Origin of the sequence: Rhodococcus sp. 05-2254-2, from assembly GCF_002259095.1 — a bacterium.
Classification (GTDB): Bacteria; Actinomycetota; Actinomycetes; order Mycobacteriales; family Mycobacteriaceae; genus Rhodococcoides.
This window is the reverse complement of record NZ_NOZJ01000020.1, coordinates 55464-72269: the sequence shown is the minus strand read 5'-3', so window position 1 is coordinate 72269 and position 16806 is coordinate 55464. Positions and strand designations below refer to the sequence as shown.

Sequence of the window (16806 nt, the reverse complement as noted above, 5' to 3'; positions counted from 1 at the left end):
TCTCCGTCGTAGGGATTTCACCGCTACGACGAGGGGCGTCACAGATGATCGAAACTTCGGGATTGACCAAGACTTTTCAGCAAGGCAAGAAGACCGTCGAGGCGGTACGCGGCATCGATCTGACGATCGGTGAGGGAGAGCTGGTGGCTCTGCTCGGCCCCAACGGGGCAGGCAAGTCGACCACTCTGCGGATGCTGACCACGTTGCTGGCACCGACGTCGGGATCGGCCCGCATCGCCGGATTCGACGTGGGCAAAGACCGGGATCGAGTCCGCCGCAGCCTGGGCTACGTGGGTCAGGGCAACGGTGCGGGCCACAATCAGCGCGTCCGGGACGAGCTGGTGGTGCAAGGGCAGTGCTACGGCATGACGCGTCGCCGATCAGGCAGTCGCGCAGACGAATTGATCGAGGCACTCGAACTCGGCGAGCTCGCGACTCGTACCGTGTCGACGCTGTCCGGCGGGCAGCGTCGACGACTCGACATCGCACTGGGTCTGGTGCATCGGCCGCCGTTGCTGTTTCTCGACGAACCGACCACCGGCATGGACCCGCAGAGCCGGGCGAACCTGTGGGACCACATTCTGCGGCTGAGGCGAGAGATGGGCACCACCATCGTGCTCACCACGCACTATCTCGACGAGGCCGATTCGATGGCCGAGCGGGTGATCGTCGTCGATCGCGGCACCGTCATCGCCGACGACACCGCCACCGCACTGAAATCGGAACTGGCAGGTGATCTGATCGTCCTCACCGTGTCCGACGCGTCGGCGCTGGCTGCGCTTCTCGGTGGTGTAGCCGGTGTCAGGGACGTGACGGTGGCGGGTTCGCGTCTGAACATCCGGGTCGAGCGGGCCGAGGTGGTTCTTCCGGATCTCCTTCGGCTGAGCGAGTCTCATGGGATCACGGTGCACACGGCAGATACGACGCGACCGACCCTCGACGACGTGTTCCTCGGCCTCACCGGGCGCAGTCTCCGTGAGAGCGCCGCGACGGGTTCCGCATCCCTCGAAAACGCAAGCACAGCAGGAGAACTCCGATGAGCGTTCTGTCGGGAAGTACGTTGGTGATGGGCCGCGAACTGCGGCCGATGCTCCGCGATCCGTTCACGGTGATCTTCAGTCTCATCCAACCGTTGATCCTGCTCGCACTGTTCGGCCCACTGCTCACCGAGGTGCCCGGCCTCGGGGACGGAAGCGTCTGGGACTGGTTCGTTCCGGGGGTCCTCGCGATGATCACCATTTTCGGAACCTCCATGACGGGCTCGAATTTGTTGGCGGAGTTGCAGCAGGGTTCGCACGAACGAATGTTGGTGACCCCGTTGCCGCGATCGGCGCTGCTCGTCGGGCGCGCGTTCAAGGAGATGGTGCCGCTGGCTGCTCAGGCCGTCTTGATCATCCTGGTCGCGTTGCCACTCGGCCTGTCCGTGAATCCGATCGGTGCGGTCGTGGGCATCGTGCTGCTGGGCGTGTTCGGTGTCGGGCTCGGCGCACTGTCCTACACGCTGGCTTTGGCTGTGCGCGGACAGGATTGGGTGTTCTGGTCGATACAGCAGACTCTGATGTTCCCACTGCTCATCCTGTCGGGCACGATGCTGCCGCTCACCACTGCCCCGGGATGGATGCAGTTCCTGGTGAACATCAACCCGCTCGGGTACCTGGTCGATGCCGAACGTGCACTGTTCGCGGGAGACTTCACGAGTTCGACGGTGACGGCCGGTGTTGTCGCGGCCGTGGCTACCGCTGCGGTCGGACTTACCGTCGGTATCCGGGCTATGGGTTCCTCGCGGGTGTGAGGCTAAGCTCGGCTCATGGATCGGCCTGCGGTAATTCTCGAAAACGATGTGACCGTGTACGACTTCTATCTGCGCCATCAGCAGAATCGTCAGGTCGCGAGGTTGGCTTATGCGACCCTGGCCAGGCGATTCCGCCCGAGGGTGTCGTATCCCGACGGTGCCCGTGAGGAGTTGCGTCGTCTCGTCTACGACAACACGCGTCTGCTCATCGCGGTCAATCATCTGACCGAGAACGATCCGTACACCCTCGCAGCGGCGGCATGGGCGTCGCCGCTGCGTCCGGTCATCGGTCGCACCCGGGTGCTGGCCAAGGACGAGCTGTTCCAGGAACCCAAGCAGCGCAAGCGAATCGACATGATGGGCGGTATCCCCGTCTTCCGCGGCAAGAATCACGGCATGCGGGCCGTCAGCGCCGCGGGCAACCGCATGATGGACGTCAGTGCCGAGCGGATGAAGCGAGGCGACGATCTGGCGGTGTTCCCCGAGGGAACCTGCAATCTCGAGGATCCGACGACGGTGCAGCACGTCGGCAGCGGCATCGGCCACATCGCGATGCGGGCGCGCAAACTCGGGGTCGAGCCGGTGCTGATCTGTATCGGTCTGAGCTACGGTCCCGGTGCGCCGAAGGTGAAGCAGGCCAGCGTCTACATCGACACGCCCATCACCGATTTGCCCGAGACGCCGATCGACATCACCCGGGTGGTGGCAGAGGGAATGCAGAAGGCACTCGACGGAGCGGTGGCTGCGTACTGATCGCATTGTCGGTGTTGATAGAAACAGAGGACAGTTATCGAGTTCGGCGTCGTAAGGGAGATATTCGTGAGTGATCAGATCAAGACGGCCATTGTCACCGGTAGTGCGCGAGGAATCGGTGCTGCGGTAGCCAAGCGGCTGGCCAAGGACGGTTTCGGAGTTGCCGTGGTCGACCTCGACGAGGCCGCGTGCAGCGACACCGTCGGAGCGATTCAGTCGGCAGGCGGGCAGGCAGTGGCCATCGGTGCCAACGTTGCCGACGAGGAATCGGTGCAGACCGCCGTCGATCGCATTGCAAGCGAATTCGGTGCGCCGACCGTACTGATCAACAACGCGGGCATCACTCGCGACAACCTGCTGTTCAAGATGACGGTGCAGGACTGGGATTCCGTTCTCGGCGTACACCTGCGCGGATCGTTCCTGATGACTCGCGCGGTCCAGAAGCACATGATCGACGCCAAGTGGGGACGCATCGTCAACCTGTCGAGCACGTCTGCCCTCGGCAACCGCGGACAGGCCAACTACTCCGCAGCCAAGGCCGGCATGCAGGGCTTCACCAAGACCCTGGCCATCGAACTCGGCAAGTTCGGCGTCACCGCCAACGCCATCGCCCCGGGATTCATCGAGACGGAGATGACGGCAGCCACCGCAGAACGCGTCGGGATGCCGTTCGAGGACTTCAAAGCCGCTGCTGCGTCGCAGATTCCGGTCAATCGCGTCGGACATCCCGATGACATCGCGCACCTGGCGTCGTTCTTCGTCAGCGAGGGTGCCGGCTTCATCTCGGGTCAGGTCGTCTACGCCGCCGGTGGGCCGAAGGACTGACCTCTCCTGAACGCGTGAATGGACCATTCACCAGCCCAGACGGGTGTGAATGGTCCATTCACTCAATACGGGTGACGATCTACGGCGTCGGCATACCACCGTTGACGTTCAGTGTGTCGCCGGTGACGTAACCCGATTCGGCCGACGACAGATAGACGTACGCACCGGCGATCTCGGCGGGCTGTCCTGCGCGTCCGAGCGGTGTTTCCTTGCCGAATTCCGGCAGTGCCGAAGTCGGCTGGCCGCCGGCTGCCTGCAGCGGTGTCCAGAACGGTCCCGGCGCAACGACATTGACGCGGATTCCCTTCGGTGCCAACTGCTGTGCGAGGGCCTTGCTGATGGTGTTGATGGCCATCTTCGTGGTCGCGTAGTCCACCAGTCCGGGTGACGGTGTGTATGCCTGGATCGAGCTGGTGTTGACGATGGTCGAGCCGGCGGGCATGTGCGGCACCGCTTCCTGGATGATCCAGAACAGTGCGTAGACGTTGGTTTTGAACGTCTGATCGAATTGCTCGGACGTCAGGTCGGCCAGATCTTCGACGAACTGCTGCTTACCTGCGACGTTGATCAGCAGGTCGAGGCCACCGAGCTCGTCGACGGCAGTGCGCACGATGCCGCGCGCGGCCTGCTCGTCGGTGAGATCTGCCGGTGCCAGGACTGCGGTGCGGCCGGCGTCGCGGATCAACTGCGCAACCTCCTGCGCGTCCTTCTCTTCTGCGGGTAGGTAATTGAGAACCACGTCGGCGCCCTCGCGTGCGATGGCAATGGCTGCTGCTCGTCCGATTCCGGAATCGGCCCCGGTGATCAAGGCCTTGCGGCCGGTGAGGCGTCCGGATCCGCGGTATGTCTGCTCACCGTGGTCGGCGAGGGGCTGAAGATCTGCGGCCAGGCCGGGCGGATCCTGGTGCTGCTCCGGGAAGCCGTCCTGGCGGTACTGCGTGACGGGGTTGGTGAAGGTGTACTGATCGCTCACTGTGGAATCGTCTCCGAATACGGTCAAATGCGTGAAGAACCTCTGCTTGATTCCGTGTATTTCACGCATGCCCCGAAGCGGTCGGCCACAAACTGTGACCGACCGGACCGCTCTGCGAAAAACTCAGGGCAGTATCGCGTCGACGTAGCCGCCGTCGACTCGTAGAGCGCCACCGGTGGTCGCAGAGGCCTGCTCGGAGCTCAGGTAGACGATCATGTTGCCGATCTCCCTCGGCTCGATCAAACGTCCGATGAGCGATTGTGGTCTGTGCTCCTTCATGAATTGCGCCTGCGCCTCGTCCCAGGGGAGGTCGTCGCCGACGAGTTCGCCGACGAACTTCTCGACGCCCTCGGTGTGGGTGGGGCCCACGATCACGGAATTGACCGTAACGCCGTTTCCTGCAGCAGCTTTCGCGAATCCACGGGTCACTGCGAGCAGGGCGGTCTTCGTCATTCCGTAGTGGATCATCTCCTCGGGAATCACGACTGCGGAATCGCTGCAGATATTCTGGATTCGGCCCCAGCCCGCCTCGGTCATCGCCGGCAGATACGTGCGGATCAGCCGGATTGCCGAGAGCACATTCACCTCGAAATAGCGTCGCCATTCGTCGTCGTCGATGTCGAGAGCGGGTTTTGCTCCGAAGATGCCGAGGTTGTTCACCAGAATGTCGACCACCGGCACCTTGGCGAGCAATGTCTCGACCCCGTCGGCCGTCGCGAGATCGGCAGCAACGACGATCACCCGCGCACCCGGCACTGCCGTCAGCAACTGTTCCTCGGCCGAATCCAGCGCCGACTCGCTGCGGCCGTTGAGGACCACGCGCGCACCGGCGCGGGCCAATTCGGTGGCAATCGCGAATCCGATGCCCTGACTGGAGCCGGAAATCAAAGCGGTGCGGCCGTCGAGATCGATGTTCATGGAGCCTCCCAGAGTTGCGGAACGGCTCCAGTGTGCGCCTCCCTGACGGATGAATGTGGCATTCAGCTTCTCCAAGAAGCTGAATGCCACATTGATCCAAAAGGGGGCGGGGGACTACTACGAATACGAGTAGAAACCCTTACCGGTTTTGCGACCCAGCATCCCGGCGTCCACCATGCGCTGCAGCAGCGGCGGCGGCGCATAGTGCGGTTCGCGGAACTCCGCGTACAGCGACTCGGCGACCGCGAGGGTGACGTCGAGGCCGACGGTGTCGGTCAGACGCAACGGGCCCATGGGGTGGGCGCAACCGTTGACCATGCCCTCGTCGATGTCCTCGGCGCTGGCGAAGCCGGACTCGAGCATGCGGATGGCCGAGACCATGTACGGGATGAGCAGTGCGTTGACGATGAATCCGGCGCGATCCCCGGCGCGAATCGTCTTCTTGCCCAGCGTGTTTCCGGCGTAGTCCGTCACCGCTGCGACGGTTTCCTCGCTGGTGAGCAGGCTGACGACGATCTCCACCAACGGCAGTACCGGCACCGGGTTGAAGAAGTGCACGCCGACGACCTTGTCGGGACGCTTGGTCGCGTTGGCCATCTTGATGACCGGGATCGACGAGGTGTTCGTGGCCAGGATTCCCTCGGGCTTGACGATGGAATCGAGCTTGCCGAACAGGTCCAGCTTGAGCGACTCGATCTCCGGTGCTGCCTCCACCACGAGATCGCGGTCCGCGAAGTCGTTGATATCGAGCGTCAACGCGATTGCAGCACGGGCCTTCTCGGCCGCGTCGGCTTCGATGCGACCGGACTTCACGGCACGAGCGAAGGACTTGTCGAGGCGGGCCTCTGCGGCGTCGGCCGTCGCCTGGCTCGTCTCCAGGATCAGTACGGAACTGCCGGAGCGAGCACACATTTCGGCGATGCCGGCACCCATGGTGCCGCCGCCGATGACACCTACCAGGTTGATGTCGCTCATTTGAGCAGCGCCCGCGACATGACGACACGCTGAATCTGGTTGGTGCCCTCGTAGATCTGGGTGATCTTGGCGTCGCGCATCATGCGCTCGACCGGGAAGTCGGTGGTGTAGCCGGCACCGCCGAAGAGCTGCACGGCGTCGGTGGTGACCTCCATGGCCACGTCCGAGGCGAAGCACTTGGCAGCCGCGGAGATGAACCCGAGGTTCTTCTCGCCGCGCTCGGCGCGGGCTGCGGAGCTGTAGACCATCAGGCGGGCGGCTTCGACCTTCATCGCCATGTCGGCGAGCATGAACTGCACTGCCTGGAAGCTCGAGATCGAGGTGCCGAACTGCTTGCGGTCCTTGGTGTATGCGATGGCCGCGTCGAGGGCACCCTGTGCCAGGCCGACGGCCTGTGCGCCGATGGTGGGGCGCGTGTGGTCGAGTGTTTCCAGCGCGGTCTTGAAGCCGGTACCGGGCTCGCCGATGATGCGATCGCCGGGAATCTTGCAGTTCTCGAAGTAGAGCTCGGCGGTGGGCGAACCCTTGATGCCGAGCTTCTTCTCCTTGGGGCCGACGACGAATCCCTCGTCGTCCTTGTGCACGATGAACGAGGAAATGCCGTTGGCGCCCTTGTCGGGATCGGTCACGGCCATGACGGTGTACCAATCGGACTTGCCGCCGTTGGTGATCCAACACTTGGAGCCGTTGAGGATCCAGTCGTCTCCATCGGCCTTGGCGCGGGTGCGCATGCTCGCCGCGTCGGATCCCGCTTCGCGCTCGGACAAGGCGTACGACGCCATCGCGCCACCGGCGAGGGACGGCAGGACCTGCTTCTTGAGTTCCTCGGAGCCCTTGAGGATCAGGCCCATCGTGCCGAGCTTGTTGACCGCGGGGATCAGCGAGGACGAGCCGCAGACGCGTGCGACCTCTTCGATGACGATGCAGGCAGCGACGGAATCGGCACCCTGGCCGTCGTATTCCTCGGGAACGTGAATGGCGTTGAAGCCGGAAGCGTTGAGCGCTTTGAGTGCTTCCTCGGGGAAGCGGGAGTCCTCGTCGACCTCTTTGGCGTACGGAGCGATCTCCTTCTCCGAGAGCGCCCGAATGGCTGCGCGCAGTTCGTTGTGCTCGTCGGGCGATTGGTACAGATCGAAGTCGGGATTTCCGGCCATGTCGGCCACGCTCCTCGGTGTGTCGGGGGTGGCACTGCCCACGGAGGGCACTCAGTGCCAAGGATTGCCCCAGTGTACGTCCGAATTCCGACCTGTTCAAGACCGGGTCTCCGGCATCCGGCACTCAGTGCCATCGCGTCGGGTGGCTCAGGTGCTTGTGTGATCGGCCAACGCGTCGACGACTTTGCTGACGGACGTGCCCCGGGGGAACGACGCGACGACGATCTCACCGAAGAACTGCGCGCGCACCTGCGCGAGTGCCGAACGCAGATCCTCCACGGACGTCGGGAGGCCGTCGCGGATCATCCGACGAAGGATGTAGTTGTGCGTCGCGGTCACCGTGGCGGAGAACTGCAGGATCTCGAGGTGCGGGTGATCGGGCAGAACACGCTGCAGATAGTCGACGAAGAGTCTGTCGTAGCGAAACACGGTGACGATTTCTCGATCGCGCAGCGCGGGGATCTTGTGCACCACCTGGTAGCGCAAGCGCGACATGTCCTGCCAGTCGGAAAACCGCTCGTACACCAGCTGCGCGGCATCGCACACGGCCCGCCAGGGATCGCCCTCGTTCGCTTCCAGGAACGCGCCGGCCTGCTCGAGCAGAATTTCGTGATCGGCGAAGACGACGTCTTCCTTGGCGCGGAACTGACGAAAGAATGTCCGACGCGAGATGCCGGCGGCACCGGCGATGTCGTCCACCGTCGTCGACTCGTAGCCCTTGACGGAGAACAGGTCGAGGGCCGCCGTGGCCACGGTGAGCCTGAAGTCGGTGGATTCTTCGGGGTCTCCGCGCATGGGAGTGAAGGTAGCCGAGTTTCGGGACGGGCAGGGAGGTCGTCCACTTCGGTCTGTTGATTGCTAGTGTTCGCAATTAGCCTGCTGCGCGGTGGCGGGTGCCACGGGAGGACTTCATGGCCACGGATTCGAGCCGGCCGCTCTACAGAATGAAAGCCGATTTCTTCAAGACGTTGGCGCATCCCGTCCGTATTCGCGTGCTGGAGTTGCTGAGCGAGCGCGAGCACGCCGTGTCCGAGATGCTGCCGGAAATCGGCATCGAGCCGGCCAATCTGTCTCAGCAATTGTCCATCCTGCGGCGCGCCGGTCTCATCGAAGGCACTCGGGAAGGCCTGTCGGTGTCCTACACGTTGACGTCGCCGAAGGTGGCCGACCTGTTGGTCGTTGCGCGGGAAATACTCACGGGAGTGGTGGCCAACCAGGCCGAGCTACTGGAAGGCGAGTCCGGAGCGCGCACCTGACTCGACGGCCCGTGATGGTCTGACTCACGTCTTGTGTTCACCTGGTTCATTACTTGCTAAACTTAGCAAGTAGCTACATCAGGATCGATGAGTTCTCAGAAAGCGTCACATGTCCGAACCGACGAAACCTTCCCGCAGGACCGACGCCCTCAGTGCTGTGACAGCGCTGCTGCCCAGGTGGAGCGAGTGGAAACCGGCCTTCCGCGCACCCGGCGCGGATCTGCTGGCCGGGCTGATCGTGGCACTGGTCGCGTTGCCTCTGGCGCTCGGCTTCGGCGTCAGCACCGGGCTGGGTGCGGCGGCGGGCCTGACCACGGCGATCATCGCGGGAGTCGTCGCCGCGGTATTCGGCGGATCGAGATTTCAGGTGTCCGGGCCGACCGGTGCCATGACGGTGGTGCTCGTGCCGATCGTCGCCGAGTACGGGCCGACCGGAGTGCTCGCCGTCGGGCTGATGGCCGGAATCATTCTGCTGGCGCTCGCCGGTGCAGGCGTCGGTCGAGCCGTCCGGTACATGCCGGCACCCGTCATCGAGGGGTTCACCGCAGGCATCGCCGTTGTCATTGCGCTGCAACAGGTTCCGTCGGCCCTGGGTATCACCGACGCCGAGGGCGAGAAGGTGTGGCAGTCCGCGTTCGACGCGGTGCGCTCGTTCGTCTCGAATGCGAGCGTTCTGACGCCCACCGTGGCCGTCACGGTCGCGATCGTCATGCTGGTCGGCGGCCGCGTGGCTCCGAAAATCCCGTTCTCCCTGGTTGCGGTCGCCGGAGCAACGGTGGTTACTCAGTTGTTCGACCTCGACATCGCCCGCATCGGCACCATTCCGTCGTCGTTGTCCGCCCCGAGCCTGAGCTTCTTCCACCTCGGTGACGTGACGGCGTTGTTGGCACCGGCGTTCGCCGTCGCTGCGCTGGCTGCACTGGAATCGCTGCTGTCCGCGACCGCGGCGGACTCGATGGGCGTCGGCCCGCGGCACAATCCCGATCGTGAGCTGTTCGGGCAGGGACTGGCCAACATCGCCGCGCCGTTGTTCGGCGGGATCCCCGCCACCGGTGCCATCGCCCGTACTGCCGTCAACGTTCGGTCCGGAGCGCGCACCAGGCTCGCCGCGCTCACCCATGCGGTGATCCTCGCCGCGATCATGTACTCCGCCGCGGGCTTGGTGGCCGACATTCCGCTCGCCGCTCTGGCCGGGGTGCTCCTGGCGACAACGGTGCGCATGGTCGAAACAGCCTCCATCCGAGCAATTTCCCGCGCCGGTCGCGGCGACACCGTGGTGATGGCGTCGACTTTTCTCGTCACGGTTCTGTTCGATTTGGTGACGGCTGTGGCGGTCGGCGTCGGGTTCGCTGCGGTGCTGGCACTGCGCGCAGTCGCGCGATCGGCCACGGTCGAGAAGGTACCGCTCGATGCACTCGACGCGGTCTCGAAGGAAGAAGAAGGCCTGCTGCGCGAACACATCGTCGCCTACCGGATCGACGGTGCACTGTTCTTCGGAGCTGCGCACAGCTTCCTGCTCGAGCTCGCCGACGTGTCGGACGTGAAAGTGGTGATCCTGCGCATGTCGCGAGTGACCACCATCGATGCCACCGGAGCTCTGGTCCTCAAGGACACGATCACCGAACTCGAACATCGCCACATCACCGTCCTCATCTCCGCAGCCAAACCCGAACACCTGCGTCCGCTGACGGCGCTGGGCGTGTTCACCACCAAGGACGACGAAGCGCGCCGTGTTTTCGAGACAACGCCGCAGGCCATCGCCTACGCGCGCACGTTGGTGACCGAGGCAACCGCGCCTCGCGGGTAGGGTCGTAGATCACACTTGCGTAGGAAAGGACCCGCTCACCGTGGCTCTCGTTGCCGGAATCGACTCCTCCACCCAATCGTGCAAAGTCTTCGTTCGTGACGCCGAGTCGGGGGACTTGGTCCGCCAGGGGCGAGCAGCGCATCCCGACGGCACCGAGATCGACCCGCAGCGCTGGAAAGATGCGCTCGACGAGGCGATCGCTGCCGCAGGCGGACTCGACGACGTGGACGCGGTGTCGGTGGGCGCGCAGCAGCACGGCATGGTCTGCCTCGACGACAACGGATCCGTGGTCCGTAAAGCTTTGCTGTGGAACGACACTCGATCGGCGCAGGCCGCGACGGACTTGGTGTCCGAGTTGGGCGAAAAGGAAGGCACCGACGGCGGGCAGGCCTGGGCCGACGCCGTCGGAGTGGTTCCGTTGGCTTCGATCACGGTCGCCAAGCTGCGATGGCTCGCCGACCACGAACCCGAGAATGCCGATCGCACTGCGGCGGTGTGCCTTCCGCACGATTGGCTGAGCTGGCAGCTCGGCGGGGCATCGGGGCTCGACGCTCTGGCCACCGATCGAGGCGACGCCAGTGGCACCGGATACTTCTCCGCGGCCACTGACGAATATCGAACGGATTTGCTGCAGTTCGGTTTTCGGGGTCGTAACCCACTGTTGCCCCGCGTGGCCGCACCCAGCGAGGCGATAGGCCGCACGTCGGGTGGGGCACTGATCGGCCCGGGTACCGGCGATAATGCCGCGGCAGCGCTTGCCCTCGATGCGCAGCCCGGTGATGTGGTGGTCTCGATCGGCACGTCGGGTGTCGTATCTGCCGTGACCTCGGTTGCGGCCGCGGACGGTTCGGGTCTGGTCGCCGGATTCGCCGACGCCACCGGCCGTCAACTGCCGTTGGTGTGCACGCTCAACGCTGCTCGCGTCCTCGATGCGACGGCGCGGATGCTGGGCGTCGATCACGACGAGTTGTCGCGGTTGGCGCTGTCGACGACGAGCGACGGTGTGGTGATGGTGCCGTACTTCGAGGGCGAGCGCACCCCCAATCGTCCCGATGCATCCGGTGCGATTCACGGCCTGCGACTGAACAATTCGACACCGGGCCACCTCGCGCGAGCGGCCGTAGAGGGACTGCTGTGCGGTTTGGCCGACGGTATCGACCATCTGCGTTCGCAGGGGGTCGAGACGAAGCGGGTGCTGCTCATCGGCGGCGGTGCGAAGTCCGCTGCATTGCGCGAGTTGGCCCCGGCCATTCTCGGCGTCCCGGTGATCGTGCCCGAGCCGGGTGAATACGTCGCCGACGGTGCCGCGCGCCAGGCGGCGTGGACACTGGCCGGGACCAGCGAGCCGCCGACCTGGGCGCAGGCCGCGTCGAAGACATACGAGGCCGACCCGACCCCGGCGGTACGGGAGCGCTACGCGCAGGTGAGCGGAAACTCGTAGCAGGGGTCGAGTTTCCGTGCACGTGCGGCGCAGCCGCTCAGGGAATCAGACGCGCATCTCGGTAGCGCTGGATCACCGAGGCGATGGCATCCGGGGTGGATCGGAAGCCGAGGAACCCGGCCTTCTTCGACTTGTTCATGTCGGTCAGGCATTCCATGTCGCGGCCGAGGTCGCCGTCGGTGTGCCACCACGACGCGAGGCGTGAGACATCGCTTTCGACCAGATCGTGCTTCTCGGCGATGCGCTTCCACGTTGCGGCCGCGTCGGACATGCGGGGTTCGAGTGGACGCGGCTCGCTGTCGTAGCCCTCGGGCTCGACGCCGAAGTGCGCGGCGAACTGCGGCCACAGCCAGCGCCAGCGGAAGACGTCACCGTTGGCGATGTTGAACGCCTCGTTGTGTGCGTTGTCGTCGGTTGCGGCCCACACCATCTGCTCGGCGAGCAGGTCCGCGTCGGTGAGGTCGGTGAGGCCGTTCCACTGTGTCTCGGAACCGGGGAAGACGAACTTCTCGCCGAGCTCCTTGCAGATCGCTGCGTACACGGACAGCGTCAACATCATGTTCATCGCGTTGCCGACCGCGAATCCGGAGATGGTGTGCGCGCGGTGCACACTCCAACCGAATCCGAACTTCTCGGCACCGGCGAACAATTCGTCTTCCTGCGCGTAGTAGAAGTTGGGAGTGTCGAGGCGATCCTCGGTCTCGTGGAACGGCGTCTCGGCCATCACTGCCTCACCGTAGGCATCGAACGGTCCGAGGTAGTGCTTGAGGCCGGTCATCAACGCGACGTGCTTCACCGAGTCGAGGGGGCCGAGCACGTTCAGCACGTTGCGTAGGGTCGCCGAGTTGACCTCGATGTTCTCCTGCTCGGAGTCCTTCTTCATCCATGCGGTGAAGAACACGACCTCGGGGCGGACGTCGTTCAGCGCCTCCTCGAGCGAGGCCGGGTCGAGCAGGTCGGCGGCCACACCGATGACGCCGTCGACCGGAGTGCTGCCACTACGGCTGAGTCCGTACGTGTCCCAGCCTGCGTCGAGAGCAACGCGGCACAAGGCTTGTCCGGAGATGCCGGTGGCACCGACGATCAATGCGCGGGTGTTGTTCGTAGTCATGGACACCGACTACCCGATCGACGCGTTCCGACACGAGATGGCGATTCAACTCACCATTTCGTGAGTTAGGCGAACGCCGACACCTGCTGGACAACCAGCACGAGTGCACCGACGGCGGAGACGGTGATCGCGACGATGCGCAGCCGTCGACGATCGAGGACTTTGTTGACCACCCGGGAGAGCAGGAATCCCAGAATCGTCGCCGGGGCCAGCAACACGAACAGCGTTGCCGTATGGGCATCCACCGCGCCGGCGACCGCGAGTACCGCCAGCGAGATCAGCGAGCCGACGAGGAAGAAGCAGCTCATGGTGCTGCGCAGTTCGGCTCCGGTGTTGCGTTGCCACACCAGTGCCATCGGGGGTCCGCCAATCGAGGTGGCCGTTCCCAGAATTCCCGACGCGGCCCCGGCCATCACCAGATTTCGTCTGTGCGGCAACGGGACCCAACCGAACGACGTCAGTGCGACGCCGCCCAGCACCACCAGCGCGAGCAGGATGGCCAGTCCGCGCTCGGGTAGCAGCACGAGCAGTAGTGCGCCCACCACCGAACCGGGGAGCCGACCAGCGAGCGCCCACCCTGCACCCGAGAGGTCGAGGGCGGTGCGATCGCGAACCAACACGAGCACACTGACGACCACGGCCAGCATGATGAGCGTCGCCGGGATCAGGCCGGGGTCCACGATCGCCACGATGGGCGCGGCGAGCATGCCCATCCCGAATCCGATGGACGCCTGCATCGCCGATGCGAAGAAGATGGCCAGCGCGACGACGACGAATCCGGTGATGCTCAGGTGTGTCGCCATCACGTCCCAGCGGCGACGAGGCCGAGATTGCCTGCGACAAGGGGATAGTGACATTCGGCGATGTGATCGGCCTCGTCCGCGTCGAGCGCAACCGGGGGTGCCTCACTGGCACACAGGTCGGTTGCCTTCCAGCAGCGCGTGCGGAACCGACATCCCGACGGCGGATTCAGCGGCGACGGTACCTCGCCCTTCAGCAGGATCTTCGTCCCGCGATTCGACGCGTCGAGAGTGGGTGCGGCCGACATCAATGCTGCGGTGTACGGGTGGGCAGGACGCTCGAATACTGACTCGGTGGCTCCGGATTCGACGATGCGCCCCAGGTACATCACCGCGACTCGGTCGGCGACGTGTCGCACCACCGACAGATCGTGCGAGATGAACACGTAGGAGATGCCGAGTTGCTTCTGTAGATCGTTGAGCAGGTTGAGCACCTGCGCCTGTACCGAGAGATCGAGTGCCGAGACCGGCTCGTCGCAGATGATCACGTCGGGGTTCAGCGCCAGCGCCCGCGCGATGCCGAGGCGTTGGCGTTGACCGCCGGAGAACTCCTGCGGGAAGCGGTTCTCGTCGCTCGGGCGCAGGCCCACCAGGTGCAGCAGTTCGCGGACCCGTGCGGAGCGATCGCGGCGAGTCCTGTACAGGCCCTTGTGGGTTCGCCACGGCTCGCCGATGATGTCGCCTGCAGTCATGCGTGAGTTCAGGGAACCGTACGGGTCCTGGAACACCATTTGCACGCGTCGACGCCACGCGAGGAGTTCCTTGCCGCGCAGCGCGAACGGATCGATGCCGTCGAAGGCGACCGTGCCCGAGTCGGGTCGTTCGAGCATCATCAGGGTGCGCGCGAGAGTGGATTTGCCGCAACCGGATTCGCCCACCAGCCCCAGGGTCTCACCGCGTCGCAGATCCAGGTCGATGGCGTCGAGGGCACGGAGTTTGCCTCGGCCGACGTCGAAGGTCTTGTTCAGGCCGCGCACGGTCAACAGTTGCTCAGGCATGGCTGGTTACCTCGTTCGGGAAGTGGCAGGCCGACATTCGGCCGGTGCCGACGGATTCGAGCGGCGGGCGAGCACTGATGCAGATGTCGCGGGCGAGGGGGCAGCGGGCCTGGTAAACACACCCGTCGGGGATGGAATGCAGGTCCGGTGGCGTGCCGCCGATCGACTTGAGATCCTCACCGCGGACGGCGTGGACGGGCACCGAGTCGAGCAGTCCCTTCGTGTACGGATGGCGTGGTTCACCGAACACCTCGGACACCGGTCCGGTCTCGACCACGTTGCCCGCGTACATGATGGCGACCCGATCGGCCTCCTCGGCCACCAGGGCGAGGTCGTGGGTGATCAGGACGACGGCCATGTCGTGTTCGGTGCGCAATTCCTTGAGCAGAGCCATGATCTGGGCCTGGACCGTCACGTCGAGGGCGGTGGTGGGTTCGTCGGCCAGCAGTACCGACGGACTCAGGGCCACGGCCATGGCGATCAGCAGGCGTTGGCGCATGCCACCGGAGAATTGGTGTGGGTACGAGTCCGCGCGTGATTCGGGCTCGGGAATTCCCACTCGGGTCATCAGCGCGATGGCTTCCGCGCGTGCTTGCTTGGCGGACATACCCCGGTGGATCCGAAACGGTTCGGCCAGTTGGGTTCCGACGGTGTAGACGGGATTGAGGGCCGTCAGCGCGTCCTGGAAGACGATGGCCAGTTCTGTGGCGGCGATGGTGCGCCGCACTTTGGTCTTGGCGGTGACCAGGTCCACCTCACCCATCTCCACCGAGCCGCCGGTGATGTCGGCGATCGGCTCGAGCAATCCGACGATGGCCTGTGCCGTCATGGACTTGCCGCAACCGGATTCGCCGAGCAGAGCCAGGGTTTCACCGCGCCGGGCGGTGAAGGTGACGTTGTCGACGGCGCGAATGACACCCGACGGCGTCCGCAGATCGACGGTCAGTCCGCGAACGTCGAGGGCGATGCTGCCGGTGTCGGGTCGCTGGTGTGCGGTTGCCGGTGCGCTCATGAGATGACCTTTCGTACGGGGAGCAGGCGAGAGCGCTTGGAGCGGGGGACGTTGAGTCGCCAACGCTGCGCCGGGTCGGTGGCGATGCGCGCCCAGGCAGCGAGCACAGTGGCCGAGACGGTCGTCAGCACGATGGCCAGACCGGGGAAGAACGAGAGCCACCAGGCGGTCTGCAGGTAGGTGCGGCCCTGCGAGACCATCAGTCCCCACGAGACGTCCGGTGGCTGAATGCCGATGCCCAGGAAGCTCAACGACGATTCGGCGAGAATGACGAAGCAGAAGTCCAGGGTGGCGACGGTCAGCAGGGTCGGCAGCAGAATCGGGGCCACATGCCGGCGGATCACCGATCCGCTCTTCGCGCCGAAGGTGCGGGCGGCGTCGACGAACAACCGACTCTGCAGCTCGGCGGACTCGGCGCGGGCGGTACGTAGGTAGATCGGAATGCGCGTAACAGTGAGGACCAGAACGATGTTCGCGGCACTGGGCGAGAAGACGTAGAGCACCACGACGGCCATCAGCAGGGACGGGAAGCTGAGGATGACGTCGGCGACGCGCATGGCCGCGGTCTCACGCCAGCCGCGATGGAAGCCGGCCCACATCCCGATGAACGAGCCGATGATCGCCGAGAGGATCACGGCCGGAACGGCCACCGAGAGTGTGGTTCTGCTGGCCACGATCAGCCGGGCCAGCATGCTGCGTCCCAGCGGATCCGTGCCGAGGATGTTCATCCACCCGGTGTCGAGGGTGAACGGCGGCAGATTCGAGCGGTCGAGATCCTGATCGGTGGCGGCGTCACCGACCAGCATCGGGCCGAAGATCGCGGTGAGGAAGACCAGTACCAGGATCGCGGCGGCGACGGTGGCGACCCGGTCGCGCAGCAGCAGCTTCCACAGCGGGGCCGACGCCTTGCGGGCTTCCACCGGAACCGACGGTGGAACATCCTCGGGCTCGGATGTTTTCGGTGCTTCGAAGTCGAGTGACATGTTCCTAC

At 64.8% G+C, this 16806-nt stretch carries 17 protein-coding genes; 7 read left to right on the top strand and 10 right to left on the bottom strand.

Features of this window, described 5'->3' with window-relative positions:
• The first annotated feature begins 44 nt into the window (after nucleotides 1-44).
• The 4 genes from CH283_RS22585 (at nucleotide 45) to fabG (ending at nucleotide 3370) form a co-directional block, all read left to right on the top strand.
• On the top strand, nucleotides 45-1040 hold the full coding sequence (locus CH283_RS22585; protein ID WP_068048870.1) for an ABC transporter ATP-binding protein: 996 nt from the start codon (nucleotides 45-47) through the stop codon (nucleotides 1038-1040).
• Complete coding sequence (locus CH283_RS22580; protein WP_068048873.1) at nucleotides 1037-1792, top strand: ABC transporter permease; 756 nt, start codon at nucleotides 1037-1039, stop codon at nucleotides 1790-1792. Before CH283_RS22585 ends, CH283_RS22580 begins: the two co-directional genes overlap by 4 nt.
• A gap of 15 nt (nucleotides 1793-1807) precedes the next feature.
• The gene (locus tag CH283_RS22575; protein WP_094640459.1) at nucleotides 1808-2545 is read left to right on the top strand and encodes a lysophospholipid acyltransferase family protein; all 738 of its coding nucleotides are present in this window, start codon (nucleotides 1808-1810) and stop codon (nucleotides 2543-2545) included.
• 66 nt (nucleotides 2546-2611) lie between these two features.
• Complete coding sequence (fabG, locus tag CH283_RS22570) at nucleotides 2612-3370, top strand: 3-oxoacyl-ACP reductase FabG (RefSeq protein ID WP_068048880.1); 759 nt, start codon at nucleotides 2612-2614, stop codon at nucleotides 3368-3370.
• A 79-nt stretch (nucleotides 3371-3449) separates the two neighbouring features.
• On the opposite strand, the gene CH283_RS22565 is transcribed toward fabG, so the two are convergent.
• The 5 genes from CH283_RS22565 to CH283_RS22545 form a co-directional block, all read right to left on the bottom strand.
• Nucleotides 3450-4343: a glucose 1-dehydrogenase gene (locus CH283_RS22565; protein WP_068048953.1), complete on the bottom strand. Its 894-nt coding sequence runs from the start codon at nucleotides 4341-4343 to the stop codon at nucleotides 3450-3452.
• 123 nt (nucleotides 4344-4466) lie between these two features.
• Complete coding sequence (locus CH283_RS22560; protein ID WP_094640495.1) at nucleotides 4467-5261, bottom strand: SDR family NAD(P)-dependent oxidoreductase; 795 nt, start codon at nucleotides 5259-5261, stop codon at nucleotides 4467-4469.
• Nucleotides 5262-5378: 117 nt separating this feature from the next.
• Nucleotides 5379-6227 carry a 3-hydroxybutyryl-CoA dehydrogenase gene (locus CH283_RS22555; protein ID WP_269454870.1) on the bottom strand — a complete coding sequence of 283 codons (849 nt, stop codon included), beginning with the start codon at nucleotides 6225-6227 and terminating at the stop codon, nucleotides 5379-5381.
• Between the two features lie 5 nt (nucleotides 6228-6232).
• Nucleotides 6233-7390: an acyl-CoA dehydrogenase gene (locus CH283_RS22550; protein ID WP_068048956.1), complete on the bottom strand. Its 1158-nt coding sequence runs from the start codon at nucleotides 7388-7390 to the stop codon at nucleotides 6233-6235.
• A gap of 147 nt (nucleotides 7391-7537) precedes the next feature.
• On the bottom strand, nucleotides 7538-8185 hold the full coding sequence (locus CH283_RS22545) for a TetR family transcriptional regulator (protein WP_094640460.1): 648 nt from the start codon (nucleotides 8183-8185) through the stop codon (nucleotides 7538-7540).
• A 116-nt stretch (nucleotides 8186-8301) separates the two neighbouring features.
• On the opposite strand from CH283_RS22545, the gene CH283_RS22540 reads away from it, so the two are divergent.
• The 3 genes from CH283_RS22540 to CH283_RS22530 all read left to right on the top strand — a co-directional run bounded on the left by CH283_RS22540 (nucleotide 8302) and on the right by CH283_RS22530 (nucleotide 11894).
• Nucleotides 8302-8646, top strand: coding sequence for an ArsR/SmtB family transcription factor (locus CH283_RS22540; RefSeq protein ID WP_094640496.1), 345 nt, complete (start codon nucleotides 8302-8304; stop codon nucleotides 8644-8646).
• A gap of 109 nt (nucleotides 8647-8755) precedes the next feature.
• Entirely contained in the window at nucleotides 8756-10453 is a 1698-nt protein-coding gene (locus CH283_RS22535) for a SulP family inorganic anion transporter (RefSeq protein WP_094640461.1), read from the top strand.
• A 40-nt stretch (nucleotides 10454-10493) separates the two neighbouring features.
• The gene (locus tag CH283_RS22530; protein ID WP_094640462.1) at nucleotides 10494-11894 is read left to right on the top strand and encodes a xylulokinase; all 1401 of its coding nucleotides are present in this window, start codon (nucleotides 10494-10496) and stop codon (nucleotides 11892-11894) included.
• A 37-nt stretch (nucleotides 11895-11931) separates the two neighbouring features.
• On the opposite strand, the gene CH283_RS22525 is transcribed toward CH283_RS22530, so the two are convergent.
• From CH283_RS22525 to CH283_RS22505, 5 genes are all read right to left on the bottom strand, one after another.
• Complete coding sequence (locus CH283_RS22525) at nucleotides 11932-13005, bottom strand: SDR family oxidoreductase (RefSeq protein ID WP_094640463.1); 1074 nt, start codon at nucleotides 13003-13005, stop codon at nucleotides 11932-11934.
• Between the two features lie 65 nt (nucleotides 13006-13070).
• Nucleotides 13071-13808, bottom strand: a complete 738-nt coding sequence (locus tag CH283_RS22520) for a sulfite exporter TauE/SafE family protein (protein WP_094640464.1) — start codon at nucleotides 13806-13808, stop codon at nucleotides 13071-13073.
• The gene (locus CH283_RS22515; RefSeq protein WP_094640465.1) at nucleotides 13808-14803 is read right to left on the bottom strand and encodes an ABC transporter ATP-binding protein; all 996 of its coding nucleotides are present in this window, start codon (nucleotides 14801-14803) and stop codon (nucleotides 13808-13810) included. The genes CH283_RS22520 and CH283_RS22515 overlap by 1 nt, the downstream gene beginning before the upstream one ends.
• A complete protein-coding gene (locus CH283_RS22510; RefSeq protein ID WP_094640466.1) occupies nucleotides 14796-15815 on the bottom strand; it encodes an ABC transporter ATP-binding protein in 1020 nt (339 codons plus the stop codon). Before CH283_RS22510 ends, CH283_RS22515 begins: the two co-directional genes overlap by 8 nt.
• Nucleotides 15812-16798, bottom strand: a complete 987-nt coding sequence (locus CH283_RS22505; protein WP_094640467.1) for an ABC transporter permease — start codon at nucleotides 16796-16798, stop codon at nucleotides 15812-15814. The genes CH283_RS22510 and CH283_RS22505 overlap by 4 nt, the downstream gene beginning before the upstream one ends.
• Nucleotides 16799-16806: the final 8 nt, after the last annotated feature.

Coding starts and splice junctions, on each gene's coding strand:
- CH283_RS22585 (WP_068048870.1), top strand. CDS start 45: ATGATCGAAACTTCGGGATTGACCAAGACTTTTCAGCAAGGCAAGAAG.
- CH283_RS22515 (WP_094640465.1), bottom strand. CDS start 14,803: ATGCCTGAGCAACTGTTGACCGTGCGCGGCCTGAACAAGACCTTCGAC.
- CH283_RS22505 (WP_094640467.1), bottom strand. CDS start 16,798: ATGTCACTCGACTTCGAAGCACCGAAAACATCCGAGCCCGAGGATGTT.
- CH283_RS22525 (WP_094640463.1), bottom strand. CDS start 13,005: ATGACTACGAACAACACCCGCGCATTGATCGTCGGTGCCACCGGCATC.
- CH283_RS22560 (WP_094640495.1), bottom strand. CDS start 5,261: ATGAACATCGATCTCGACGGCCGCACCGCTTTGATTTCCGGCTCCAGT.
- CH283_RS22540 (WP_094640496.1), top strand. CDS start 8,302: ATGGCCACGGATTCGAGCCGGCCGCTCTACAGAATGAAAGCCGATTTC.
- CH283_RS22580 (WP_068048873.1), top strand. CDS start 1,037: ATGAGCGTTCTGTCGGGAAGTACGTTGGTGATGGGCCGCGAACTGCGG.
- CH283_RS22510 (WP_094640466.1), bottom strand. CDS start 15,815: ATGAGCGCACCGGCAACCGCACACCAGCGACCCGACACCGGCAGCATC.
- CH283_RS22575 (WP_094640459.1), top strand. CDS start 1,808: ATGGATCGGCCTGCGGTAATTCTCGAAAACGATGTGACCGTGTACGAC.
- CH283_RS22545 (WP_094640460.1), bottom strand. CDS start 8,185: ATGCGCGGAGACCCCGAAGAATCCACCGACTTCAGGCTCACCGTGGCC.
- CH283_RS22550 (WP_068048956.1), bottom strand. CDS start 7,390: ATGGCCGGAAATCCCGACTTCGATCTGTACCAATCGCCCGACGAGCAC.
- CH283_RS22535 (WP_094640461.1), top strand. CDS start 8,756: ATGTCCGAACCGACGAAACCTTCCCGCAGGACCGACGCCCTCAGTGCT.
- CH283_RS22520 (WP_094640464.1), bottom strand. CDS start 13,808: ATGGCGACACACCTGAGCATCACCGGATTCGTCGTCGTCGCGCTGGCC.